Source organism: Streptomyces sp. NPDC047043 (assembly GCF_040644055.1).
Lineage (GTDB): Bacteria > Actinomycetota > Actinomycetes > Streptomycetales > Streptomycetaceae > Streptomyces.
On sequence record NZ_JBEYVO010000072.1, the window covers coordinates 1 to 19,043 of the forward strand.

At 68.6% G+C, this 19,043-nt stretch carries 14 protein-coding genes and 2 pseudogenes; 13 read left to right on the forward strand and 3 right to left on the reverse strand.

The annotated features are described in order from the left end of the window. Positions 1 to 281: 281 nt before the first annotated feature. Together ABZ880_RS53540 and ABZ880_RS53545 are read right to left on the reverse strand one after the other, a co-directional pair. Complete coding sequence (locus tag ABZ880_RS53540; RefSeq protein WP_361279089.1) at positions 282 to 1,625, reverse strand: hypothetical protein; 1,344 nt, start codon at positions 1,623 to 1,625, stop codon at positions 282 to 284. Positions 1,626 to 1,652: 27 nt separating this feature from the next. Continuing rightward, positions 1,653 to 2,111, reverse strand: coding sequence for a hypothetical protein (locus tag ABZ880_RS53545; RefSeq protein WP_361279091.1), 459 nt, complete (start codon positions 2,109 to 2,111; stop codon positions 1,653 to 1,655). A 315-nt stretch (positions 2,112 to 2,426) separates the two neighbouring features. On the opposite strand from ABZ880_RS53545, the gene ABZ880_RS53550 reads away from it, so the two are divergent. From ABZ880_RS53550 to ABZ880_RS53580, 7 genes and pseudogenes are all read left to right on the forward strand, one after another. Next, positions 2,427 to 2,870, forward strand: coding sequence for a DUF6415 family natural product biosynthesis protein (locus ABZ880_RS53550; protein ID WP_361279093.1), 444 nt, complete (start codon positions 2,427 to 2,429; stop codon positions 2,868 to 2,870). Positions 2,871 to 3,098: 228 nt separating this feature from the next. Then, positions 3,099 to 3,674: a hypothetical protein gene (locus ABZ880_RS53555; protein ID WP_361279096.1), complete on the forward strand. Its 576-nt coding sequence runs from the start codon at positions 3,099 to 3,101 to the stop codon at positions 3,672 to 3,674. A 653-nt stretch (positions 3,675 to 4,327) separates the two neighbouring features. After that, a complete protein-coding gene (locus ABZ880_RS53560; protein ID WP_361279098.1) occupies positions 4,328 to 4,702 on the forward strand; it encodes a hypothetical protein in 375 nt (124 codons plus the stop codon). Continuing rightward, positions 4,689 to 5,285 (forward strand): annotated as a pseudogene (locus tag ABZ880_RS53565) (caspase family protein); the annotation flags it as partial. The gene ABZ880_RS53560 and the pseudogene ABZ880_RS53565, both read left to right, overlap by 14 nt. 405 nt (positions 5,286 to 5,690) lie before the next feature. Further along, a pseudogene (locus tag ABZ880_RS53570) lies at positions 5,691 to 7,100 on the forward strand (Hsp70 family protein); the annotation flags it as partial. A 271-nt stretch (positions 7,101 to 7,371) separates the two neighbouring features. Beyond that, entirely contained in the window at positions 7,372 to 7,914 is a 543-nt protein-coding gene (locus ABZ880_RS53575; protein ID WP_361279099.1) for a hypothetical protein, read from the forward strand. Between the two features lie 13 nt (positions 7,915 to 7,927). After that, positions 7,928 to 9,010 carry a hypothetical protein gene (locus tag ABZ880_RS53580; protein ID WP_361279101.1) on the forward strand — a complete coding sequence of 361 codons (1,083 nt, stop codon included), beginning with the start codon at positions 7,928 to 7,930 and terminating at the stop codon, positions 9,008 to 9,010. Here the strand turns inward: ABZ880_RS53580 and ABZ880_RS53585 are convergent. Then, complete coding sequence (locus ABZ880_RS53585; RefSeq protein WP_361279103.1) at positions 8,975 to 9,736, reverse strand: hypothetical protein; 762 nt, start codon at positions 9,734 to 9,736, stop codon at positions 8,975 to 8,977. The two genes, ABZ880_RS53580 and ABZ880_RS53585, sit on opposite strands and share 36 nt — an antisense overlap. Positions 9,737 to 10,042: 306 nt before the next feature. On the opposite strand from ABZ880_RS53585, the gene ABZ880_RS53590 reads away from it, so the two are divergent. The 6 genes from ABZ880_RS53590 (at position 10,043) to ABZ880_RS53615 (ending at position 18,965) form a co-directional block, all read left to right on the forward strand. Continuing rightward, the gene (locus ABZ880_RS53590; protein ID WP_361279105.1) at positions 10,043 to 13,045 is read left to right on the forward strand and encodes a P-loop NTPase fold protein; all 3,003 of its coding nucleotides are present in this window, start codon (positions 10,043 to 10,045) and stop codon (positions 13,043 to 13,045) included. 66 nt (positions 13,046 to 13,111) lie between these two features. Then, positions 13,112 to 13,252: a hypothetical protein gene (locus tag ABZ880_RS53595; protein WP_361279107.1), complete on the forward strand. Its 141-nt coding sequence runs from the start codon at positions 13,112 to 13,114 to the stop codon at positions 13,250 to 13,252. 832 nt (positions 13,253 to 14,084) lie between these two features. Next, positions 14,085 to 16,109, forward strand: a complete 2,025-nt coding sequence (locus tag ABZ880_RS53600) for an NACHT domain-containing protein (RefSeq protein ID WP_361279109.1) — start codon at positions 14,085 to 14,087, stop codon at positions 16,107 to 16,109. Next, a complete protein-coding gene (locus tag ABZ880_RS53605; RefSeq protein ID WP_361279111.1) occupies positions 16,106 to 16,648 on the forward strand; it encodes a DUF6415 family natural product biosynthesis protein in 543 nt (180 codons plus the stop codon). The genes ABZ880_RS53600 and ABZ880_RS53605 overlap by 4 nt, the downstream gene beginning before the upstream one ends. A 50-nt stretch (positions 16,649 to 16,698) precedes the next feature. Beyond that, positions 16,699 to 18,537: a TerD family protein gene (locus ABZ880_RS53610; RefSeq protein ID WP_361279113.1), complete on the forward strand. Its 1,839-nt coding sequence runs from the start codon at positions 16,699 to 16,701 to the stop codon at positions 18,535 to 18,537. 164 nt (positions 18,538 to 18,701) lie between these two features. Continuing rightward, the gene (locus ABZ880_RS53615; protein WP_361279115.1) at positions 18,702 to 18,965 is read left to right on the forward strand and encodes a hypothetical protein; all 264 of its coding nucleotides are present in this window, start codon (positions 18,702 to 18,704) and stop codon (positions 18,963 to 18,965) included. Positions 18,966 to 19,043: the final 78 nt, after the last annotated feature.

Genomic DNA, 19,043 nt, shown 5'->3' on the forward strand with positions numbered 1-19,043 from the left:
TAACCCCGATAACTCACCGACATCTGCAGACACCCGAACCACCCCCGGGACCACTGCACAGCAGCGTACGCCCGCCAGCTAAAACAACGGCATTGCTCCTAGCCCACCGTGCTTGTCGAGGTCTGGCACCGGCACCGCCAGTGACGACCGGCGGCCAGAGAGCGCACCGCGTCGAGGTCGCGCAGCCGCGCCGTCCGCAGGCGGACGGTGACCAGCCCCCCGCACTTGGGTCCCGTGCGGCTAATCCAACGCTGCCCGCTTCGGGCCGGGTTACAACCGCTTCAAGCACCGAGTGAGTTGATCAAGTGGTCGTCGAGGTCGGTGAACCAGCTCTCTGTGCGCCACGGGGTGAGATCTGTGCGGGCGCGGCGCAGCCGGATCGCGGTGACGCGGCCTCCGGTGGTGGTCGCCGCGTCGATGCAGCCGTGGAGCAGTTCGGCTGCGGCGTGCGGCTCGCTCAGGCGGATGCGGGCGAGGGCCTGGTCGGTTGCGACGATGGCGCGTTGGACCTGTTCGCGTGGTGTGGTTAGGGCTTGGGCTGAGCGGGCGAAGTAGTCGTGTGCCTGGGCGGGGTCGCCGGTGTAGAGGGCGGTGACGCCCTCGAAGCCGCGCAGGTGGGCCGGTGAGAAGGAGCTCGCCGCCGGGTCGCCGTCGCGGTCACGGTCGATGTCGTACCAGGCCAGGCCGAGTGCGGCGTTCGCGTGTTTGCCCTGGCCAGCGCGGGCTGCGAGTTCGGCCTGCAGAGCGTGTGCGCGGGCCCGAACCGTGACACTCTCGCCCGTGTGGGCGTCGCGCACGGCGGCCTCGGTGAGGGCGTTGGCCGCCTCCAGGCCGGGCGTGGAGTACAGGGTGACCAGGGCGTGGCTCATGTGCACGACCGCACGCCGCCATGGCGAGCCGCTTCGGCTCGCGGCCGCGGTGGCTTCGGCGTACAGGGCCTGTGAGGCTGCGTCGTCGCGGGTCTCGAAGGCCGCTCGTCCGGCGAGGGTGTAGGCCTGTGCAGCAATCGCCTCCAGGTCGGCGCGCAGCGTCTCGGGCAGGGGGGCGCCGATGAGCCGGCGGCACGACTCGACCAGGGGGGCCAACAAGAGCTGCAGCCGGACGAAGGGCACGCTGCCTACCTGCGTGTTCACGTCCGTGACGGCGCTCTGCATGGTCTGAAGAAGCTCCCTGTCGAGCCGCGCGGGATGGGCGAGAGCCTCTGACAGGGCGCGCTGCGTGGCCGGGCCGAGCAGGGCCAGCAGTCCGCCGCCCGCATCGGTGCTCGTGCGCAGCAGCAGCGTGCGCAGCTCGGCCAGGCGCTGCTCGCTCTCCCCTAAGCGGGCCAGCGCGTCGAGGAGCTCGGCGAAGTCGGAGCCGCGTCCGAGGCAGGTATGTCCGTCAGCGTCGCGGGCGTACAGGTGCGCGAGCAGCAGTTGGTAGCGCTCGCCGGGCAGGACGGGCACCGTAGCCGACTCCCACCGTGCGACGGAGCGCTGCACGCTCACCGCGCCGGCATCCAGCGGCTGCCCCAGCCGGGCTGCAGTGTCGATGAGAGCGCGGGCGGCGCCAGCCAGGGACAGGCCGCGGGCGAGCCTGAGGCGTTTGAGAGTGGCGGCGCCGATGCGCCGCTCGTGCGCGCTCATGCCTTCCATGATGCCCCGCCTGCTCCGTCACACGGGCACGATCAGGCGCGCTTTGCCCTGCCCGGCACCGTAGTTGAGGGTCTGCCAGGTTCCCGAGCTCCCTTCCGAGCCGGCGAGGGGGAACCCGATCACCATCTGCGCCCGGTCGACCATGTACCGGTTGCGGGCATGGTAGGCGGGCGTGCGCAGCTCGGCGGCTCCGAGCTCGACGGTCTCGGCGATCCGGGCGCGGCAGCATGCGATCGCCTCCTGGGCCGGCTCCGGCTGCCGTGCGACCGTGCCCGGCACCACCACGGTGATCCGTGCCGGTGAGTGGCCGGCCAGCCAGTACAGCGACAGGCTGTCGATGCCGACCGCACCGCCGATGTAGAAGTGGGTGTCCTCGCGCGCCCACGGCCCCAGATAGGTGGCGAACAGGGCGTCGAACCACGCCTGGTCCCGGTGACCGGTCTCGCGGGTGCCGGTAATCACCACCGCCAACGACATGATCAACTCCGTGTCACAGACTGTCAGATCCCCTCCACGGCTGGACCGCGGTGGGATCGAGGCATGGACGCGATGACCGCCTCGGCCGTTCCGGCTGGCCACAGCACACCACAAGGGCCGCCGACGGCGGCACCCTACCGTGCCGATACCTCTGGCAGCCGGGCCGAGGCGGCACACCCACCCCACCCCCCTGCACCCGCGCCAACACCACACCGGCCCGCGCCGGCTCCCGCCGACCAGCAGCTCGGCATCGAACGGCCACCACCCCCACCCGAGGGCCGACGCCCAACCACGGCCGCGTTCGACCTCGACACGATGCGCCACACCATCAGCCGACTGCTCGGCCCACAAGCGCAGCCACCCACCGGCGACCTGCTCGCCACCCTGCACAGCCTGCTGCGCGGACACACGCAGCTACTCATCCCCGAGGTCGAGCACGCCGCCCTGCAGCGGGACGCTGACGATGTGCCCCGCTATGTCGCCCTCGCCTGCATCGACCAAGCCCGCATCAAGCTGCATATCCAGCCGAGACCGGGCGCGTACCAGGCCCTCGTTCACGCGCGCCGGCTCGCCCGCAGCCTGGCAGCCCTCTGCGACCACTACGAGGCGTTGACCGGGGTGGTCATGTGCCTGGCCTGCGACCAAGCCCTTCGCGACAACGAGGAAACCCTCCCCTACCACCACGTCACACCCAGCGGCCCCGCTGCCCGAGTCGGCCGCATCCACGCCCGTTGCGCCCACACCTACCGCCGCCACTGACCATCACCCCCTCTGGCAAAACGGAACACTCCCCTGGCCGCACAGGCCCTGCCCTCGAGCCTCGGAACGCCCCCTCTCCACAGCCAGCAGCCCGAAGGCCCGCGCCCTGCACTAACGCCGGAACGCAGGGTGCGGACCTACCACCCGACCAGACCCTCACCACCACGTCAGGCCCCCCGCGGGTAAGCCGCCACCGGCCCGCGGCACCCGCCCACCGGAGACCACCCCATGAACCCCCACACCCATCACCCGCCCACCGAACCCGCACGCCTGCCCCTGCGCAGCGACCGACGCGAGGACGCCCCCGAGGTCATCAGGCAGTGGCTCGCCACCGCCCACCCCACCCCCAGCCGGGCATATACGGAGTGGACCGAGCAGGGCGTCGCCCTGCTCCCCCTCGGGCGTCGCTTCAACGCCATCCGCATCCCCGGCGCCCTCGTCCACGCCGCCACCGGAAGCGACACCCCGGATCGTGTCGCCCAGGCCGTGTCCGACACACTCGACGGCCCCGTCATCCACGACCAGCTGACCGCCGGTCCCACCTATTACGCCCTCGTGCCCTACGCACCCGGCATCTCCTGGCTGGGCGCCAACGACACTCCCCTCCTCGGGCCCGACACCTACCTCGGCGTCCCCGCCCTCAACCGCACCGCACCGCCCGGCACCTACTGGGTCGTGCCGCCCCGCTACCGCAACCACCTGTGCCCGCACGACGCCGTCTTCGACCTCATCCTCACCGGCCGCCGCCAACTCCGCGCAGCAGCCAGCGACAACATCAACACCACAGAACCCGAAGAAATTTGACTACCCATCAGATGGAATCATCCCCTGCCCCAGGAGCCCCACCCACCGCCCCTTACAAGCCCCCGTCCCTGCCGGACGCAGCCCACCCGAGACACCCCCGACTCGGAAACGGCCCCGGCAGGGACGGGCCACAACCCTCCGGCCACCCGTTCCCTGAGACAAACCACCCGGGCGCCGACCTCGCCACGCCGACAAGCCCGCCAGACCCCGCCACCCCCTCACCTGCCCTCAGGCGATACACCACCAGTGCGCACCGGGAAACGCGACCGCACTCACCGCTTTCTGGGGCTACTCGCCGAAAAACCGAAAAGGGGGCGCTGTTCTCCTGTGCGCGGGGTGGGCATGCGGATACGGTGCGGGCAAGAGGGCCGACAGCGATCGGGGTCTGGATGTCTGCACCGGCAGGCGGCGACGTGAGCCGACGTATCTCCCCCCATCCATACCTTGCTGATGCCACACGCTGCCGCCAGCGCCCGCTACGGCGATCGATGCAGGGAGTTCCCGCCCTGGCCGCCGATGAACAGCCTCCCGCGTGGCATCGACCCGACGCCCGGCGGCGGTTGAGCAGGTTACGGCGCCAACGCGTAGGCACCAAGGGGAAGTCGCTGCATCATGAGGGGGAACGGGGGGCTATGACTATGGAATGCAGACTGATGGTTGCGGGCGCCAGTCCCGACGAAACCGCACGGCTGCTCACCTCGCTGGCCGCATGGCTACGGTACGAGGAGGATCTCAGAGGGCGGACCCGGCTGGTCCACGGCAAGATCACGACCGGGATGATGGGCGGGCTCCCGGAGGCGCTGGCCGTGGCGCTCTCCGCGAGCGGCGCGGCAAGCGTTCTCGCCCGCGCCGTCGTCGAGTGGGTCAAGCAGCGCAAGAGCGATGTAACGGTCAAAGCGGTGAGGCCCACAGGGGAGAGCTTCGAGTTCGATCTGCGGCGCGTTGACGATCCAGAGAGTGTGATCACGCAGCTCCGTACGTTCCTGGACGCCGGGCAACCGGTCGCCGACCGCGATGAGACTGCCTGACGGCGATCGCTCCCGCGTCGTCCTGATCGGCACCTCAAGCCATCTGGTCGACCCGGAGCTTCCCGATCTGCCGTCCGTGCACAATAACCTGATCGACGTAGCTGCGGCCCTCGGTGAGCCCGTCCACGGCTGGATCGCCCCACACACCTGTACGGTCGTCGACAACCCTCGCACCCCGCAGGAGTTGGTGGGCCGGCTCGATGCCCTCACGCAAGAGGCCGAGGATCTGCTGCTGATCTATTTCGCCGGGCATGGGCTGCTCGACGATCAGGGAAGCCTGCATCTGGCCCTCGCAGAGACCCGGCGCGGTGCCCTGCTGCCGTATACGGCCATGCCGTACCGGGGTGTGCGGGAGCTCGTCGTCAGCAGCCCGGCACGCAACCGCGTCGTCATCCTCGACTGCTGCTTCTCCGGCCGCGCCCTGGGCCTGATGGCCGCGCCCGACCATCTCGTGAAGGGCCAGACCGCCATTTCCGGCAGCTACATTCTCACCGCCACCGCGGCGGACAAGGCCGCTCTTGCGCCGGACGGCGAACGCAACACCGCATTCACCGGTGAACTGCTGCGCCTGCTCAAGGAGGGCGACCCGGAGGCATCTGCCGAACTGCTGACCCTGGACGACATGTATCGGTTCCTGCTCCAGAGCCTGCGCGGCCGTGGCCTTCCCAAACCGCGGCGCCAAAGCGGAGACACCGCGGGAGATCTGGCGATCGCCCGGAACATCGGCTACCGGCCCCCGCCCATGGGCGGGGGCCGGACAGGCCAGGGCTCGTCACGACTTCTCTTGGACGAGGAGGAGCGGGTCGGGCACGGCGGCGATCCCCTCGAGGCAGCCCGGCGGTATGCGGACATCGCCGCCGTCCTCGTACGGGTCTATGGGGCCGAATTCGCCGATGTGCAGGCCGCCGAGGCAAGCCGGGTGTACTGGGCGGAGTACGCGGCCACCGCCGCACCGTCTCGAACCACCGCAACTCGCACGGGACTTGGCATCGATCTGGGCACCGCCACCGCCGTCGTCAGCGTGATAGAGGGCGGCGAGCCCGTCGTCATCGCCAACTCGGAAGGATCCGAGGCGACTCCCTCCGTCGTTGCCTGGTCTGCTGAGGGCACGATTCTCGTGGGGTCACGGGCAGCCCGGCAGGCCATCACCAACATCGACCGTACGGTGCGCTACCCCCGCCAACTGGGCGACGACTGGAACACCCGCATCGGAGGACACGCCTACACGTCCGCCGAGGTGACGGCCCACATCCTGCGCAAACTCAAACGGGACGCCGAAGAGTATCTCGATGCCGCCGTGCAGGACGTCGTGATCACCGTGCCGGCCCTCCTGGACAACAACGGACGGCGAACGATCGAGAAGGCAGCCGAGATGGCTGGGCTGACCGTCACGTGTCTGCTCGCCGCACCCAGCGCGGCCGCGCTCGCCTACGGCCTCGACTGGGGCGAGGAGCAGACCGTGCTGGTCTTCGATCTCGGGGGCGGCACCCTGGGGGTGTGTGTTGCGGAGATCGGCGACGGCGTCGTCGAGATCAAGGCCGTCAACGGCGACAACCACCTCGGGGGCGACGACTGGGACCAGCTCATCGTCGAATACCTTCTGCAGCAGTTCCGCTCCCGCTACGGCGTTGACCTCTCCCGGGACAAGATGGTGGTGCAGCGTCTGCGTGAGGCCGCCGAAAACGCCAAGATCGAACTGTCCTCGTCCACCGAGACCTCGATCAACCTCCCCTACATCACCACCTCCGCCGAGGGCCCGCTGCACCTGGACGAGAAGCTCACCCGCGCCCAGTTCCAGCAGCTGACCGCAGACCTCCTGGAGCGCTGCAAAACGCCCTTCCACAACGTCATCAAGGACGCCGGCATCTCCATCGGCGAAATCGACCATGCCGTCCTCATCGGCCGTGCCACCCGCATGCCCGCCGTCGCCGAACTCGTCGAAGAACTCACCGGCACAGCACCGCGCAGAATGCTCCACCCCGAGATGGCCCCCGCCCACGGCGCGGCACTCCGAGCCGGCATCACCACGGGCCAGGTCAAAGACGTCCTGCTCCTCGACGTCACCCCGCTGTCCCTCGGCATCGAGACCAAGGGCGCCATCATGACCAAACTCATCGAGCGCAACACCACGATCCCGACCAAGCGCTCCGAAATCTTCACCACCACCGAAGACAACCAACCGTCTGCGCAGATTCCGATCTACCAGGGCGAACGCGAGATCGCCGCCTACAACAACAAACTCGGCATCCTGGAACTGACCGGCCTGCCGCCGGCACCCCACGGCACCCCACAGATCGAGGTCACCTTCGACATCGACTTCGCCGGCCGCATCCACGTCACCGCCAAAGACCTCGACACCGGCAAGACGCAACAAGCAGCCATGGATGGCAGCAACACGACCTGGCGCACCCGCGACATCCACCCCACCAGACTCCTGCGCTACCCACCCCCTCCCGAACCAAAAACCGACAACACCGGCCAGGGAAAATGACGTGAGACACCGCCGCGCGCCTCGGAAGAAAAGAATCTTGGTTCGGGGAAGCAGGTTGTCGGTGGCCCCTGAGGAGTGAAAGCGACTACCGGCAGCCGCGCCCCAGATGACTGGCTCTTCCTGTTCAGCTCTCGGGCCGGCAGGAGCCGACGGTCAAATGCCGTGGGGTGTAGGGCATGTGACGCGTTATCGATCGACGTTCCCGGTCTGGAGGCGGGGCGATCAGCGCGGCATACTCAAATCCTCATTCCAGGGGGCAGCCATGCAGCGGAGGGGCAAGAGACGCAGACGGCTGGCGCTGAGCCTGTCATTGCTGGCGCTTGAGCGCGTACTCGTCGCCGACCGTAACGATCATGTGGTTTCCCTGGGGCGTGGGGTGCCGGGGGACGGCTTGTATGAGCAGTACGTGTACTACTGCCCGGTGCCGGGGTGCGCTCTCAACGTGACCCGCGCGTGGACGGCGAACGCGCCGGAGCGGGCGGCGCGGTTGTGCGGTCATCCACGTGAGGGTCGCGCCGTCTTTCTCTTCAGGAAGGACGCGGTCACCGTCGATGCCGCGTACCAGCTGTCCGGCGCCGGGTATTACGTCTATATCTGCCCGGGCAGATTCTGTCAGGGGCCGGCCGAGCGTCGCGCGGCGGCCGTCGCCGATCTGTGGTGCACGAGTGAGGGCCACGGCGATGACGCGCATCGGGCCTTGGCCCTTGCGATTTCCGCGTAGGAGATGAGCGGGGATGCTGGGTGACCTGATCAAGGCGAGCGCGAAGAGCTTCGGCAGCAGCTTCAGTTTGCTGAACGTGCTGCCGGGCGTCCTCGTGGTCACGGTGATTGCCGTGCTGTGGCGCGCCCACCTGTACGACGTGCAGGCGCCGCCGGACTTCGGCGCGGTCCTTCCCGGGAAGGACGACGCGGCCGCCGCTGTCCTGTTCGCTTTCGGTGCCTTTCTCGGCGGCGTGCTGCTGCGCCCGTTCGAGGTCGGGCTCGTCCAGGTCCTCGAGGGGTACTGGACAGCCGCCGCTCCCGTTGGCGGACTGCGTGCACTCGCTGCGGAACGGCACCGCAGGCGCAGGGACAACGCTTCGCTGGAGCGCTCGGCACAGGCGCATCAAGGCACAACGTCCCCGGCGGACCGGACCACGTTGCGCGAGCTGGCCATCCGGCAGCGGGCAAAGGCCCGGGCCGGCCGGATCCGGGAACAGGCCACTCTCGCGTTCCAGGACTATCCCGAGCGCGACGTGGACATCATGCCGACCCTGCTCGGCAACATCCTGCGGGATGCCGAGTACGTCGCCGGCCACCGCTACGGGCTGGACGTCCGGTTCGCCTACCCGCGCATGTTCCCCACGGTCTCCGCACCGATGCAGCTGGCGATCAAACGACAGCTCGACCTCATCACGGTCAGCGCCTCGCTCACCGTGTGCTTCGGCCTGATCACGCTGGCCTCGCTCCCCCTGACGCTGCGCCTGGACGTGTGGTCGCTGACCGCCCCGCTCGCCGCCGCCCTGGCCACCGTCGCCTACCGGGGTGCCGCCAGTGCCTCCCGCGAACACAAACTGATCCTCATGGCCGCGTTCGACCTGCACCGCTTCGACCTCGCCGCAGCGTTCCACTACAAGCTTCCCGCGAACGCCGCGGAGGAACTGGCGCTGAACAAGCAGCTCAACAGCTTCCTGCTCGACCCCAAGCTTGAGCCCGACACCCGCGGCACGAAAGCGCTCGGAGACGCGAGCAGCGGCCTGGCCGAGCGGCAGTTCGAACACCCCGAACCGTGCCGCTGCTGCTCAACCGGCCGGGAGAGCCAAGGCGGGCCGCACTGAGACGGCGCCGCCCAGCCCCAAGACGTTCAGGCGCACGTCCCGCGCCGAGTCATCCTTCTTGTCATCGCCCCTGCGCGCCGCGGCCAGCACACTGACCGTCGCCTCCTCCAGGATGACCCCGTAGGCCTGCCCGAGCTTCCCCGGCACCACCGCGCAGTCCTGCCCGACCAGCAGCTCGACCCTGCCGAACAGGACGGACACATCGACATCCACCAGCCAGGGGGAGGTGTCGTCCAAGTCGCCCCCGGCGTCGACCAGGACGCGGGACACGTCGATCCTCGCGTAGCCGAAGAGCGACCGGACCACGACCTTCTGCAGCGTCGTCGACTCCTCCACACGCTCACGCACCGGAACCAGCAGACTCTGAAAGCGCACAATCGGCACCGTCACCCGTCCGGGACCGAGCCGCGGCCGGCTCAGCGCCACCCCCACGCCCGCCATCACGACGAGCAGGGGAACGACATGGCCGCCCACCCGGCCGGGCAGGTAACCCGTCGCGGCAGCAAGCCACGCGACACCGCCCAGAATGAACACAAACGGGCCCGCCAGGTAGCCCTGCGGCACCACCGCCCGCAACAAGGCGAAACACCCCACGGCGATCGCCACGTACGGCACGATCTCCCCCACCGCCCGGACACCGGACCGCAGCGCGCCCACCCCGCCGAACATCCACGCCGTGCCCACGGCCACCGCAAAAAGCCCCACGGCAACACGCGCACGGCTCACCCCAACCCCCAACCCCACAACGAAAGAACGCCAGAGTAGCCCGACCACCAGCAAGCCCCCATCCGAGGCTCCACCACCACCACAAAGACGACCGAAGGCCGCCACGGCCCGCGACAAACTCGCACGGCAAAACCGCACCGCCCGGCGAACGGGTAGAAGGCAGAACTCGCCGCCCTCACCCATCACATCGCGGGGCATCGCCCTAATCACCACAACTTGGCACACGGAAAACCGACAGCCCGGCAAAGAGTCCTGGTCGTTGCAACAATCGGCTTGCCGAGCAAGGGTGTTCAAGGAAGGGGACCGATGGCCCAGCGTAGCGCGCTCGTCCTCGCAACCAGTGAGTATCAAGATTCTGGCCTGCGCCAGCTGTCAGCAGCCACCTCTGATGCCAGTGGTGTCTCCGACGTGCTCGCCGACCCGACGATCGGCAACTTCGATGTTCAACCCATCGTGAACCCGTCAGCAGCAGTGGCGCGCCGCGCGCTTGACCGCTTTTTCGCTGACCGTGGCCGGGACGACGTGCTGCTGCTCTACATCACCGGTCATGGCGTGAAGGATGAGGGAGGGCAGCTCTACTTCGCCGTCGCTGACACGGAACTCGGCCTCCTTCCTTCCACCTCGATCCCGGGACAGTTCGTCAGCGACCTCATGAGTCGGTGTCGGTCTCGCGCCATCGTGCTCATCCTTGACTGCTGTTACAGCGGCGCCTTCACTCGGGGCATGACTCCGAGGTCCACCGACACGGTAGGTATCGGAGATCATTTGAGCGGGCGCGGCCGGGTGATCATCACCTCCAGCAGCGCGATCGAATATGCCTTTGAGGGCACGGAGTTGACGGATGATCATTCGGCGCCGCTGTCAGTCTTCTCCAGCACCTTCGTCACTGGCTTGCGGACCGGTGACGCTGACCTTGACCAGGACGGCTGGGTCACCGAAGACGACCTCTTCAACTATGTCCGTGACCAGGTACGCACAGTCACCCCCCACCAGTCACCGTCCAAGTGGGCGGAGACGACGGGCCCAATTGTCATTGCGCGGAACCCCAGACCCGTCCTTCCGCTCCCTCCTGAGCTCGCGGCGGTTATCACTGATCCAATCGCCCACACGCGGCTGGGTGCCGTCCAGGAATTGTTGCGGCTGCTGAATGGGCCCCCGACACAGGCAACCGCAGCACGGCATGCGCTGCTGAACCTCACGAACGACGACAGCGCCCAAGTTGCGGCGGCAGCAACCGCCGCCCTCGCAGAGGCACCCCCGCGCTCACCGCAGGATCCCGAAACGGCCTCCCCACAGACCGTCCTCCCCGACGCCCTCGACGAACCGGACGGTGCGTACACCCCTGAAGCCACCGCAAGCAACGACTACTGGACGACCGGAGACGACCTGGATTACGGGCCATACGCAATCGCGATCTCCGAATTCATCCAGCACGAGGACACCACGCCACCGCTGACGATCGGCGTCAAGGGGCCATGGGGCGCTGGGAAGACTTCTCTCATGAGGATGGTCCAGGACCGGCTGGATCCGCCTGTGGACAGTGGAGCCTCGGTCGGCGGGGGATCTCGCCGATGGATACGGCTGAGCCCGCCCTCCCGGCGGAAGCTGGCTGGCGCACGGCGAAGTCGGCACCGCGCTGCCCAAGACGAGGCAAGGGCCACGAATCGCAACGTCCTACGAATGCTGCGCAACGCGGCGTCGACCCCACCGGAGCAGGCAGTCGAAAGGCTGCGGATCGACGACGCGGAGTTGAATGCCGACTGGCGGCCCACGGTGTGGTTCAACCCGTGGATGCACCAGAACGGCGAGCAGATTTGGGCGGGTCTCGCACACGAGATCATCTCGCAGGTCACTGCCCGGATGCGTCCAGCAGACCGGGAGGCGTTCTGGCTCGAGCTGAACCTGCGCCGCGTCGACGCCGACCTTTTGCGACGCCGGATTCATCGAGCGTTGCTGGATCGGCTGGTCCCGCTGGCAATCGGACTGGTGATCGCATGCCTGGCCGCGGCGGTGGCGTTTCTCGCCCGTTCATTCGTGCCCGGCGCCTCTGACTGGTTGAAGCAGGCGGGGAAGGCTCTGCTCGGCGGCGGCGCCGCAGTTACCGCGCTTGCGGGCATGGCCCGGACCGCGACATTCTGGCGTGAACGCGTTGCCGGCTCGCTTACCAAGCTCGTCCATCAGCCGGACTACGCACAAACCTGGAAGCAGCTCACCGCCGGTCTGGTCCGCGATCCCGGCTATCAAGACCGCCTCGGACTGCTCTACCTGACGCAGACCGACATGCGCCAGGTCCTGGACCTGGTGGCCAGCAAGGACAGACCCGTCGTAGTCTTCGTCGATGACCTCGACCGATGCTCACCGAGTGCGGTCGCCCAGGTCATCGAGGCGATCAACCTGTTCCTGGCCGGGCAGTTTCCCAACTGCATCTTCGTCGTGGCGATGGAACCGGAGATGGTCGCAGCCCACATCGAGGTTTCCTATGGATCGCTCGTCGAAACACTGACCGGCGAGGATTACTGGGGCGAGGCGGCCAAGCTCGGCTGGCGATTCCTCGACAAGATCATTCAGTTGCCCGTCAGCCTGCCATCCCTGCGCTCCGACCAAGCGAGCCAGTTCCTCGGTACGGCACTGGTGGGCGGCCCTGCGCGGACATCGCGCGTAGAAGCCAACCCAGAAGTGGACGATGGCACGGCACACTGGATCGAAGAGGCGATCCGGCAGAGGCAATCCTCTCTGCAAGACATCTCGGAGGCGGCCGCCTCCGCCCAGCAACAGGCGGGGGGAGACGATCCGGCCGCAACGGGGTTCAGCCCAGAGACACAGCAGGCCATGCGGCGGGAACTGCGGCGACGGCTACGCCCGGACAACCCCGAGGTGCAGAGCGTCGTGGCGACGGTCGCCGGCAAGCTGACCGGGAACCCCCGCGAGATAAAGCGTTTCGTCAACGTGTTCCGCTTCTATGCCGTCATCCGGCAAGAGCGCGTGGCGGCCGGTCTTCCGGCTCCTGACACCCTGACGGCGATCGCGAAACTCGCAGTGCTCGCCGTGCGGTGGCCGCATCTGCGCGCTGCTCTCGGCCGGCAGATCGGCCCGACCGAACGCGACACCGTCCTTGCCCTGCTGGAGGCGCCGATTGCCGAATTGCCCGAGGAAGCAGGCTGGTCTGCTCGGCGCGAGGCGCTGCAAACGGTACTCACCAACGCGCAGATCCCCGACAAGCTGCGGGATTGCCTGCTGGCCTCAGAAGATCTGTGCCAGCTACTCGCAGCGCCTCCGTCGATCGGCACGGCGGCTGCAGGCTATCTCTGACGCATCAGTTTGTCCGTACTGGAAATAGCAGTCGGCGTCATCGGCGCCACAGGAACGATATTGGTCGTGTCATTCGGCGCGTGGCTCACCCGGCAGCAGGGCCGCTGCGGCAGAGCGCGAGCAGCGCAGCGCCCGACGCAGAGGCAGCAACCGATCGTCGCCGCCGGGGAAATGATGACCGCGCACGCCATCGACCCGGAGATCTAGCTGAGCCGCACGAGGCACTGGCACGTGGGGATGGCAGCGATCGAGTTCTCGTCCGCCTGGCACGCCCGGGCCGACGAGGGGAGCGGCACAGCGTCGAGGAACCTGCCTCGCCCCGCACGCAGCCCTCAGACTCAGATGCGGCAGCGACAGGGACGGGCCGCGTGCCCTTCCCCGCAAGGGAGGCCACGCTCCCCTTGCCGATGTGTGCGACCTTGCGTGCGCCCCGCACACCACACCTACCGTCCAGGACTGACGTGTACATACCGCATTCCTCACCTGGGGGGGCAGGTTGCAGGCACCGAGGAAGGAGACCGAAGAGGTCTTACACGAGCTGGTTCAGCCGTCGCACATGGCCGTGCACTCGGATCCGGCTCTGGCCGGCAGCGTGGAAAAAGCGGCGGCGAAGGATGACAGACGGCGGGAGAAGAAGGGCGATTGCCTACGCCGGAAGGACGCGCTCACGGCCCTGCCCGGTGCAGAGGCCGCCCGGTCGGGACGGCTGGCTCCGTGGCAGGTGCTGCACGAGCTCGCCCACAGCGGGTGCTGGGTGCCGACGATTTCGCGATCAAGCGTGGCCACAGGCAGACGCCGATTGCACAGGGCACGACTCTGATCTGCCGCCACTGACGACACCTGCGAGCGCGTCGGTGCCAGGTCGCCCTGTGCACGGCCACGCCGTCGCGCGCGAGCATGACCAGCGGCGCTCGATCTCCTCGCCCGCCGCCCGGAACCTGTCCCACTTACCCACCTCTCTTGCTTCCAAGCCCAGTTGAAGGGTCACAAACAGATACAACGAGCTACGACCAGGCACCTGCAGCGGCATGATCGGGGCATGGCTGGTCTCGGGGGGCGTCGTTATCGGCGTACGTGGCGACTCGTCTGTTTCGCGTCCGCGGCGGCGATCGCGGCGAGTGCGGTGTTCGTCGTGTGGCAGATCGCCCACGGCGGACTCCAGCCCGCCGACACTGCAGGCCTTCTCGGGCTTCCCGTCGGTGTCGCCGGTCTTGGGGCCGCTGTCTCGGCGCTGCGCAAACCGATCGAGGGCAACGACGCCGACCTCGCACGCGGCTGGGCCAAGACGCTCGCCCGGCAGATCGAGATGGGCGAGGGAGAGGTGCGCAGGCAGCTGCTCGGCGCCGACACCCGGCGCATCAACCTCGCCTATGCCCTCCACCCCGTGACCAATCGCGCTGCCGAAGCTCCGTTCGCCGGGCGCACCTTCACTGACGCGAGCACCTCCACACTGCCTGATGTTCTGGACTACTACCACTCCACCCGACCGCGGCGCCTGGTCATCACCGGCGCAGCCGGGGCCGGCAAGACCGTCCTCGTCCTGGAACTCATGCTCGCTCTCATCGACAACCGCGCCGACGACGACCCGGTACCAGTCCGTATCCCGCTCGCCCAGTGGGACACCCGTCAGCCCCTGACGGACCTGCTCGTCCAGCGTCTGACGGAGGCCTACGACTGGCCCTCCGCCCTGGCCGTCCGCCTGGTCGAACAGGGCATGGTGCTGCCCGTTCTGGACGGGCTGGATGAGATGGATTACGTCCGCGACGACGGCACACCCGATCCCCATGCGCCCCGTGCCCTCGCTGTCCTGGAGGCCCTGAATGCTTACCAGGACGGCCGGGACGCCGGGCCTCTGGTCCTGACCTGCCGCACCGACCACTACAACGCTCTTGGCCCCGCCCTCCAGTTGGTCGACGCCGCCCGCATCGCCATCGCCCCTGTCAGCGCCGGGGACGCCGTCACGTACCTGCGGGGCCGGACCCGTGATCTACCCCGCTGGCAGCCCCTCCTCGATCACCTGCAGACCCACCCAACCGACCCGCTCGCCGCCACGTTGGCCACCCCGTGGCGGCTGTGCCTGGCCGCCAGCGTCTACCACCGCACAGGCAACCCCAACGAGCTCCTCCACCACCCGACCGCGCACGACCTCGACCAGCACCTCCTCGCCCGCTTCATTCCCGCCGCCACCGCCAACACCCCCAACCCCCACCGCTACCCACCCGACCAAGTCCACCGCTGGCTCCACAGCCTCACCAAGCACCTAACTACAGCCCCCAGCAATCCCCTCCCCGGCACCGACCTCTTCTTGCACCGCCTGTGGCGCCTCAACAACCGTCGCGTTCGCACCACAGACGCGATCTATGCCGCCCTGGCCGTCATGCTCCCCCTCGCCCTCGTCCAGAGGCCCTTCAACTCGTCTGCCACCGTCGCCACCGACCTAGGCATAGCCCTCTTCGCTGTTCTGGCCGCACTGACACGGAACACCAGGCGGCTATCCCGCATCGACACGCACCGGCCAAGAACCCCCGAAGGACTCAGAGACCTCGCGGCCGCAGCCGGCCTCGGGTTCTTGATGTGCGGCGCGTTCGGGTTCGCGGGCGCCCCAGACGTCGGTGTCGTAGTCGGGGTCACCGTCGGCGTCGTGGGTGGGCTCGCAGCCGGGGTCCAGGGAGAACCAACCAGAGCAGCAATGCCGCGTGCCTTGATCCGCGACGACGTCATTGCCGAGTTCACCATCAGGCTCGCAGTCGGGATGACATTCGGCGGAGCTTTCGCCTGTTCCCTCTTCATCCTTGTGGGACTTGCGGCCGGACCCGAGACCGTCGAGACCACCTCCCTGAGCGTCGTTTGGATCGCCGGCGGGCTGGCGGGCTGGATCGCGAGCGGCGGAGTCGCACGGCGGTATGTCATCTTCTTGCTGTGGTCGCGCAGACGACTGCCACTCCGGCTTGCCCGTTTTCTGGACTGGTCCTGTAGCGCCGGGTTGATGCGCTACAGCGGCCCCGGCTACCAGTTCCGCCACCAAGAACTTCAGCAATGGCTCACCCAACACCCCTCCCCATGACCGATGTCGGCCGTCCACGGCAACGGAATCGCCGACACCTGATCACGCCAGCTCCTGCCGACCACCACCCCGGTATCGAACAGCCTCCCCAACCACCAGATGGTGAATGCACACTGGGCGCCACCCGTGACGCCACAGCCAACCCGTCTCTGGCCGCGGTGGACATCGACACGATGCGCCGCAGCATCAGCCGATTCATCGGCCCGGATGCGCTGCCACCCACCGGCGACACGCTCACCCTCCTGCACAGCCTGCTGCGCGTGCACATGCAGCTGCTCATCCCGAGGTCGAACACGCCGCCCTGCAGCGGGATGCGGACGACGTGCCCCCGCTACGTCGCCCTCGCCTGCACCGACCAAGCCCAGACCCGGCGCGCACGAGCTCACCACTCACCGCGCCGTCAGCCGACCGCACACCTGGCTGCTTCAGACACCGCGGCCGCCGTCCGTCCACCGACGCCGCCGTCGTACGCGGCTCGCGGTGATCCGGGGGCGGCTTTCCAGGAGGAATGGGTGTCAGTGTCACACTGTCTGCCCTGAGGGAAGGGGTGGGCCTCATGGGGTTCGGTTTCCGTGTGGGTGTTCCGGGGATGAGTGTGCGCGTCTCGACGCGCGGAGTGCGTACCTCGATCGGGCCGCGCGCGGCAAGGATCAGCGTCGGCAGTGGCGGTGCCCGGGTCTCCTCCGGGCTCGGCCCGTTCTACGCCTCGAGTTCCCTTCGGGGCAGCCGGGGACGACGCACCAGTACCCGGCGCAGCCCGCGCTCGCGCACGGTTGCGCCGTCGGCCGCGCAGCTGGAGCGGGCGCGCCGGCAGGCGGAACGGGCGCAGCAGGAGGCGCAGCGCGATGCCGCGATCGCTGAACTGCGCGAGCTGCGGCGCCAGATGACCGAGGTCCACCTGCAGTCGTTTCCCGCCGCGCACCCGCCCCTGCTCCCGGAGGTGCCGCAGCTGGGCCTGCCGTGGGCGCTCGCCGAAGCTCAGGCGTTCCATCTGCAGGGGGTGGGCCGGCTGGCGAGGGCGGATCGGGCCGCTGCCAAACAGCGCGCTCAGCAGGACGCCCCCGCCTACCTGGCGGCGGAGATGGCGCGTCTGCACGCGATCCGGGACCGGATGGCCGGCGAGGCCGCGCAGTGGTGGCAGGCCCTGCTCGCCAATGATGAGGGCATTGTCTGCGAGGCCGTGAACACGGCCTTCTCCGACAATCCGGCCGCCGGCTGCGCCGTCGGCGTGGACGGCTCGGTGCTGTCCGTGCTGATGCGGCAGCAGGATCTCGACACGCTGCCCACCCAGACCCCCGGCCTGACCTCCAGCGGACGGCCGACGCTGAAGAACCTCACCAAGCGAGACCGGCTGCTGTGGTGGCTCACCGCGATGGGCTCGAACATCATTGCCACCCTCAAAGAGGGCTTCGCCACCGCCCCGGGGATCACCGCCATCGACCTGGCCGTCCTCACGCGCCTGCCCGACACCCAGCGCCTGGGCTTCGTCGCCTACGGCCGCTGGACGCGTCAGGCGATCGAAGCCACCGTCTGGCGGGAGGCCGAGGACGCGCTGCGGTTCTTGGACCTCGGCCAGGACGTCGCCTGTGCTGTGACCACCACCGCCTCGGGGAATCTCTCCAGCAGCATCAAGGCGCTGGATACGAGCCGGGTGCCCGGCCTGCAGGAGCTACTGGACAACGCCCACGACGAACCCGATTCCGGTGGGGCCACCCTCGCCGACCTCGACCGCACCCTCGGCGCCCCGACCCCACCCGACGACCCGGCCCCAGCCGGCGACCCCTACCGCCTGATCCCGTTCGCCGAGTGGAAGCACGCCACGCTCACCACCACACCGCCGCCAGCGCCCCCGCTCCCGCCGTCCGCACCACCGTTCGCCCCACCCGCACCGGTCGCGCTGGTGGCCGGGCAGAGTTTGGTCCTGCCCGAGGAAGCCTGGCAAGGCCTTGGGATCGCGTTCCGTTTCGCCGGCGCGGACGCCGATCTCACCCTCTTCCTCACCGCCGCCGACGGCCGGGTGGCCAGCGATGCCGACTTCGTCTTCTACAACCAGCCCGCCACAGCCGACGGCGCCGCACGCCTGCTGGGCAAACAGCAGGAAGGACCACACACCGTCGAACGCGCCACCCTCCACCTGTCCGCCCTGCCCGAGCGGGTCCAGCGCGTCACCATCGCCATCAACATGGACGTCGACACCGGACTGACCTGCGCCGCCCTCACATATGCCGCCCTCGACCTGGACAGCCCCACCGGCGCCGCATGGACCTTCACGCCGCCCGCCGACCCCCACATCAAAGCCATGGTCATCGCCGAGCTGTACCGGCACACCCTCGACGGCCGCCCCGTCTGGAAGCTCCGCGCCCTCGGCCAGGGCTGGGCCGACGGCCTCGACGCCCTCGCCCGCGCCCACGGCGTCGACATCGCCTAACCCCACCCCCAAACACCAGCCCACCCGCACCCACCAACACACCCCGGGCAGGCTGGCGCCACCGGGTCTTCCCGCCCGCCACAAGCCAAGCCTGCGGATCCCGCCCGGCGTTGCTCGTTCGGGCAACACCAGCCGCCCCTCGACCGCCACAGGAAAACCCCACCGTGAACGCAGAATTCTGGGTCGCCTTCAGCACCGGCATCGTCGCCGTCATCGCGCTGATCACCAGCCTGGCCGGAGCCGCCAAAGCCCGCGTCAAAGCCATCGAGGACGCCTACATCACCCGCTACTGGCAGATCCTCGACCGATTCCCCGCCGACGCCCTCGTCGCCCTGGACGGCACCGGATGCGCGGGAGAAGAACTCAAAGCCGTGCGCCTCTACCTGCGGCTGTGCGAAGACGAACTCGAACGGGTGCGGATCCTCTGAAGTGACGGTCAGGATCAAGCCGTGAGGCTGTACTTGTGCTGGTCGGGGTCGGGGTAGAGGCGTTGGTGTTCACGGGCC

What these genes read in the sequence shown, in the direction of transcription:
- ABZ880_RS53540 (WP_361279089.1), bottom strand. Translation starts at nt 1,625, where the DNA reads ATGAGCGCGCACGAGCGGCGCATCGGCGCCGCCACTCTCAAACGCCTC.
- ABZ880_RS53545 (WP_361279091.1), bottom strand. Translation starts at nt 2,111, where the DNA reads ATGTCGTTGGCGGTGGTGATTACCGGCACCCGCGAGACCGGTCACCGG.
- ABZ880_RS53550 (WP_361279093.1), top strand. Translation starts at nt 2,427, where the DNA reads ATGCGCCACACCATCAGCCGACTGCTCGGCCCACAAGCGCAGCCACCC.
- ABZ880_RS53555 (WP_361279096.1), top strand. Translation starts at nt 3,099, where the DNA reads ATGAACCCCCACACCCATCACCCGCCCACCGAACCCGCACGCCTGCCC.
- ABZ880_RS53560 (WP_361279098.1), top strand. Translation starts at nt 4,328, where the DNA reads ATGGTTGCGGGCGCCAGTCCCGACGAAACCGCACGGCTGCTCACCTCG.
- ABZ880_RS53580 (WP_361279101.1), top strand. Translation starts at nt 7,928, where the DNA reads ATGCTGGGTGACCTGATCAAGGCGAGCGCGAAGAGCTTCGGCAGCAGC.
- ABZ880_RS53590 (WP_361279105.1), top strand. Translation starts at nt 10,043, where the DNA reads ATGGCCCAGCGTAGCGCGCTCGTCCTCGCAACCAGTGAGTATCAAGAT.
- ABZ880_RS53600 (WP_361279109.1), top strand. Translation starts at nt 14,085, where the DNA reads ATGGCTGGTCTCGGGGGGCGTCGTTATCGGCGTACGTGGCGACTCGTC.
- ABZ880_RS53605 (WP_361279111.1), top strand. Translation starts at nt 16,106, where the DNA reads ATGACCGATGTCGGCCGTCCACGGCAACGGAATCGCCGACACCTGATC.
- ABZ880_RS53610 (WP_361279113.1), top strand. Translation starts at nt 16,699, where the DNA reads ATGAGTGTGCGCGTCTCGACGCGCGGAGTGCGTACCTCGATCGGGCCG.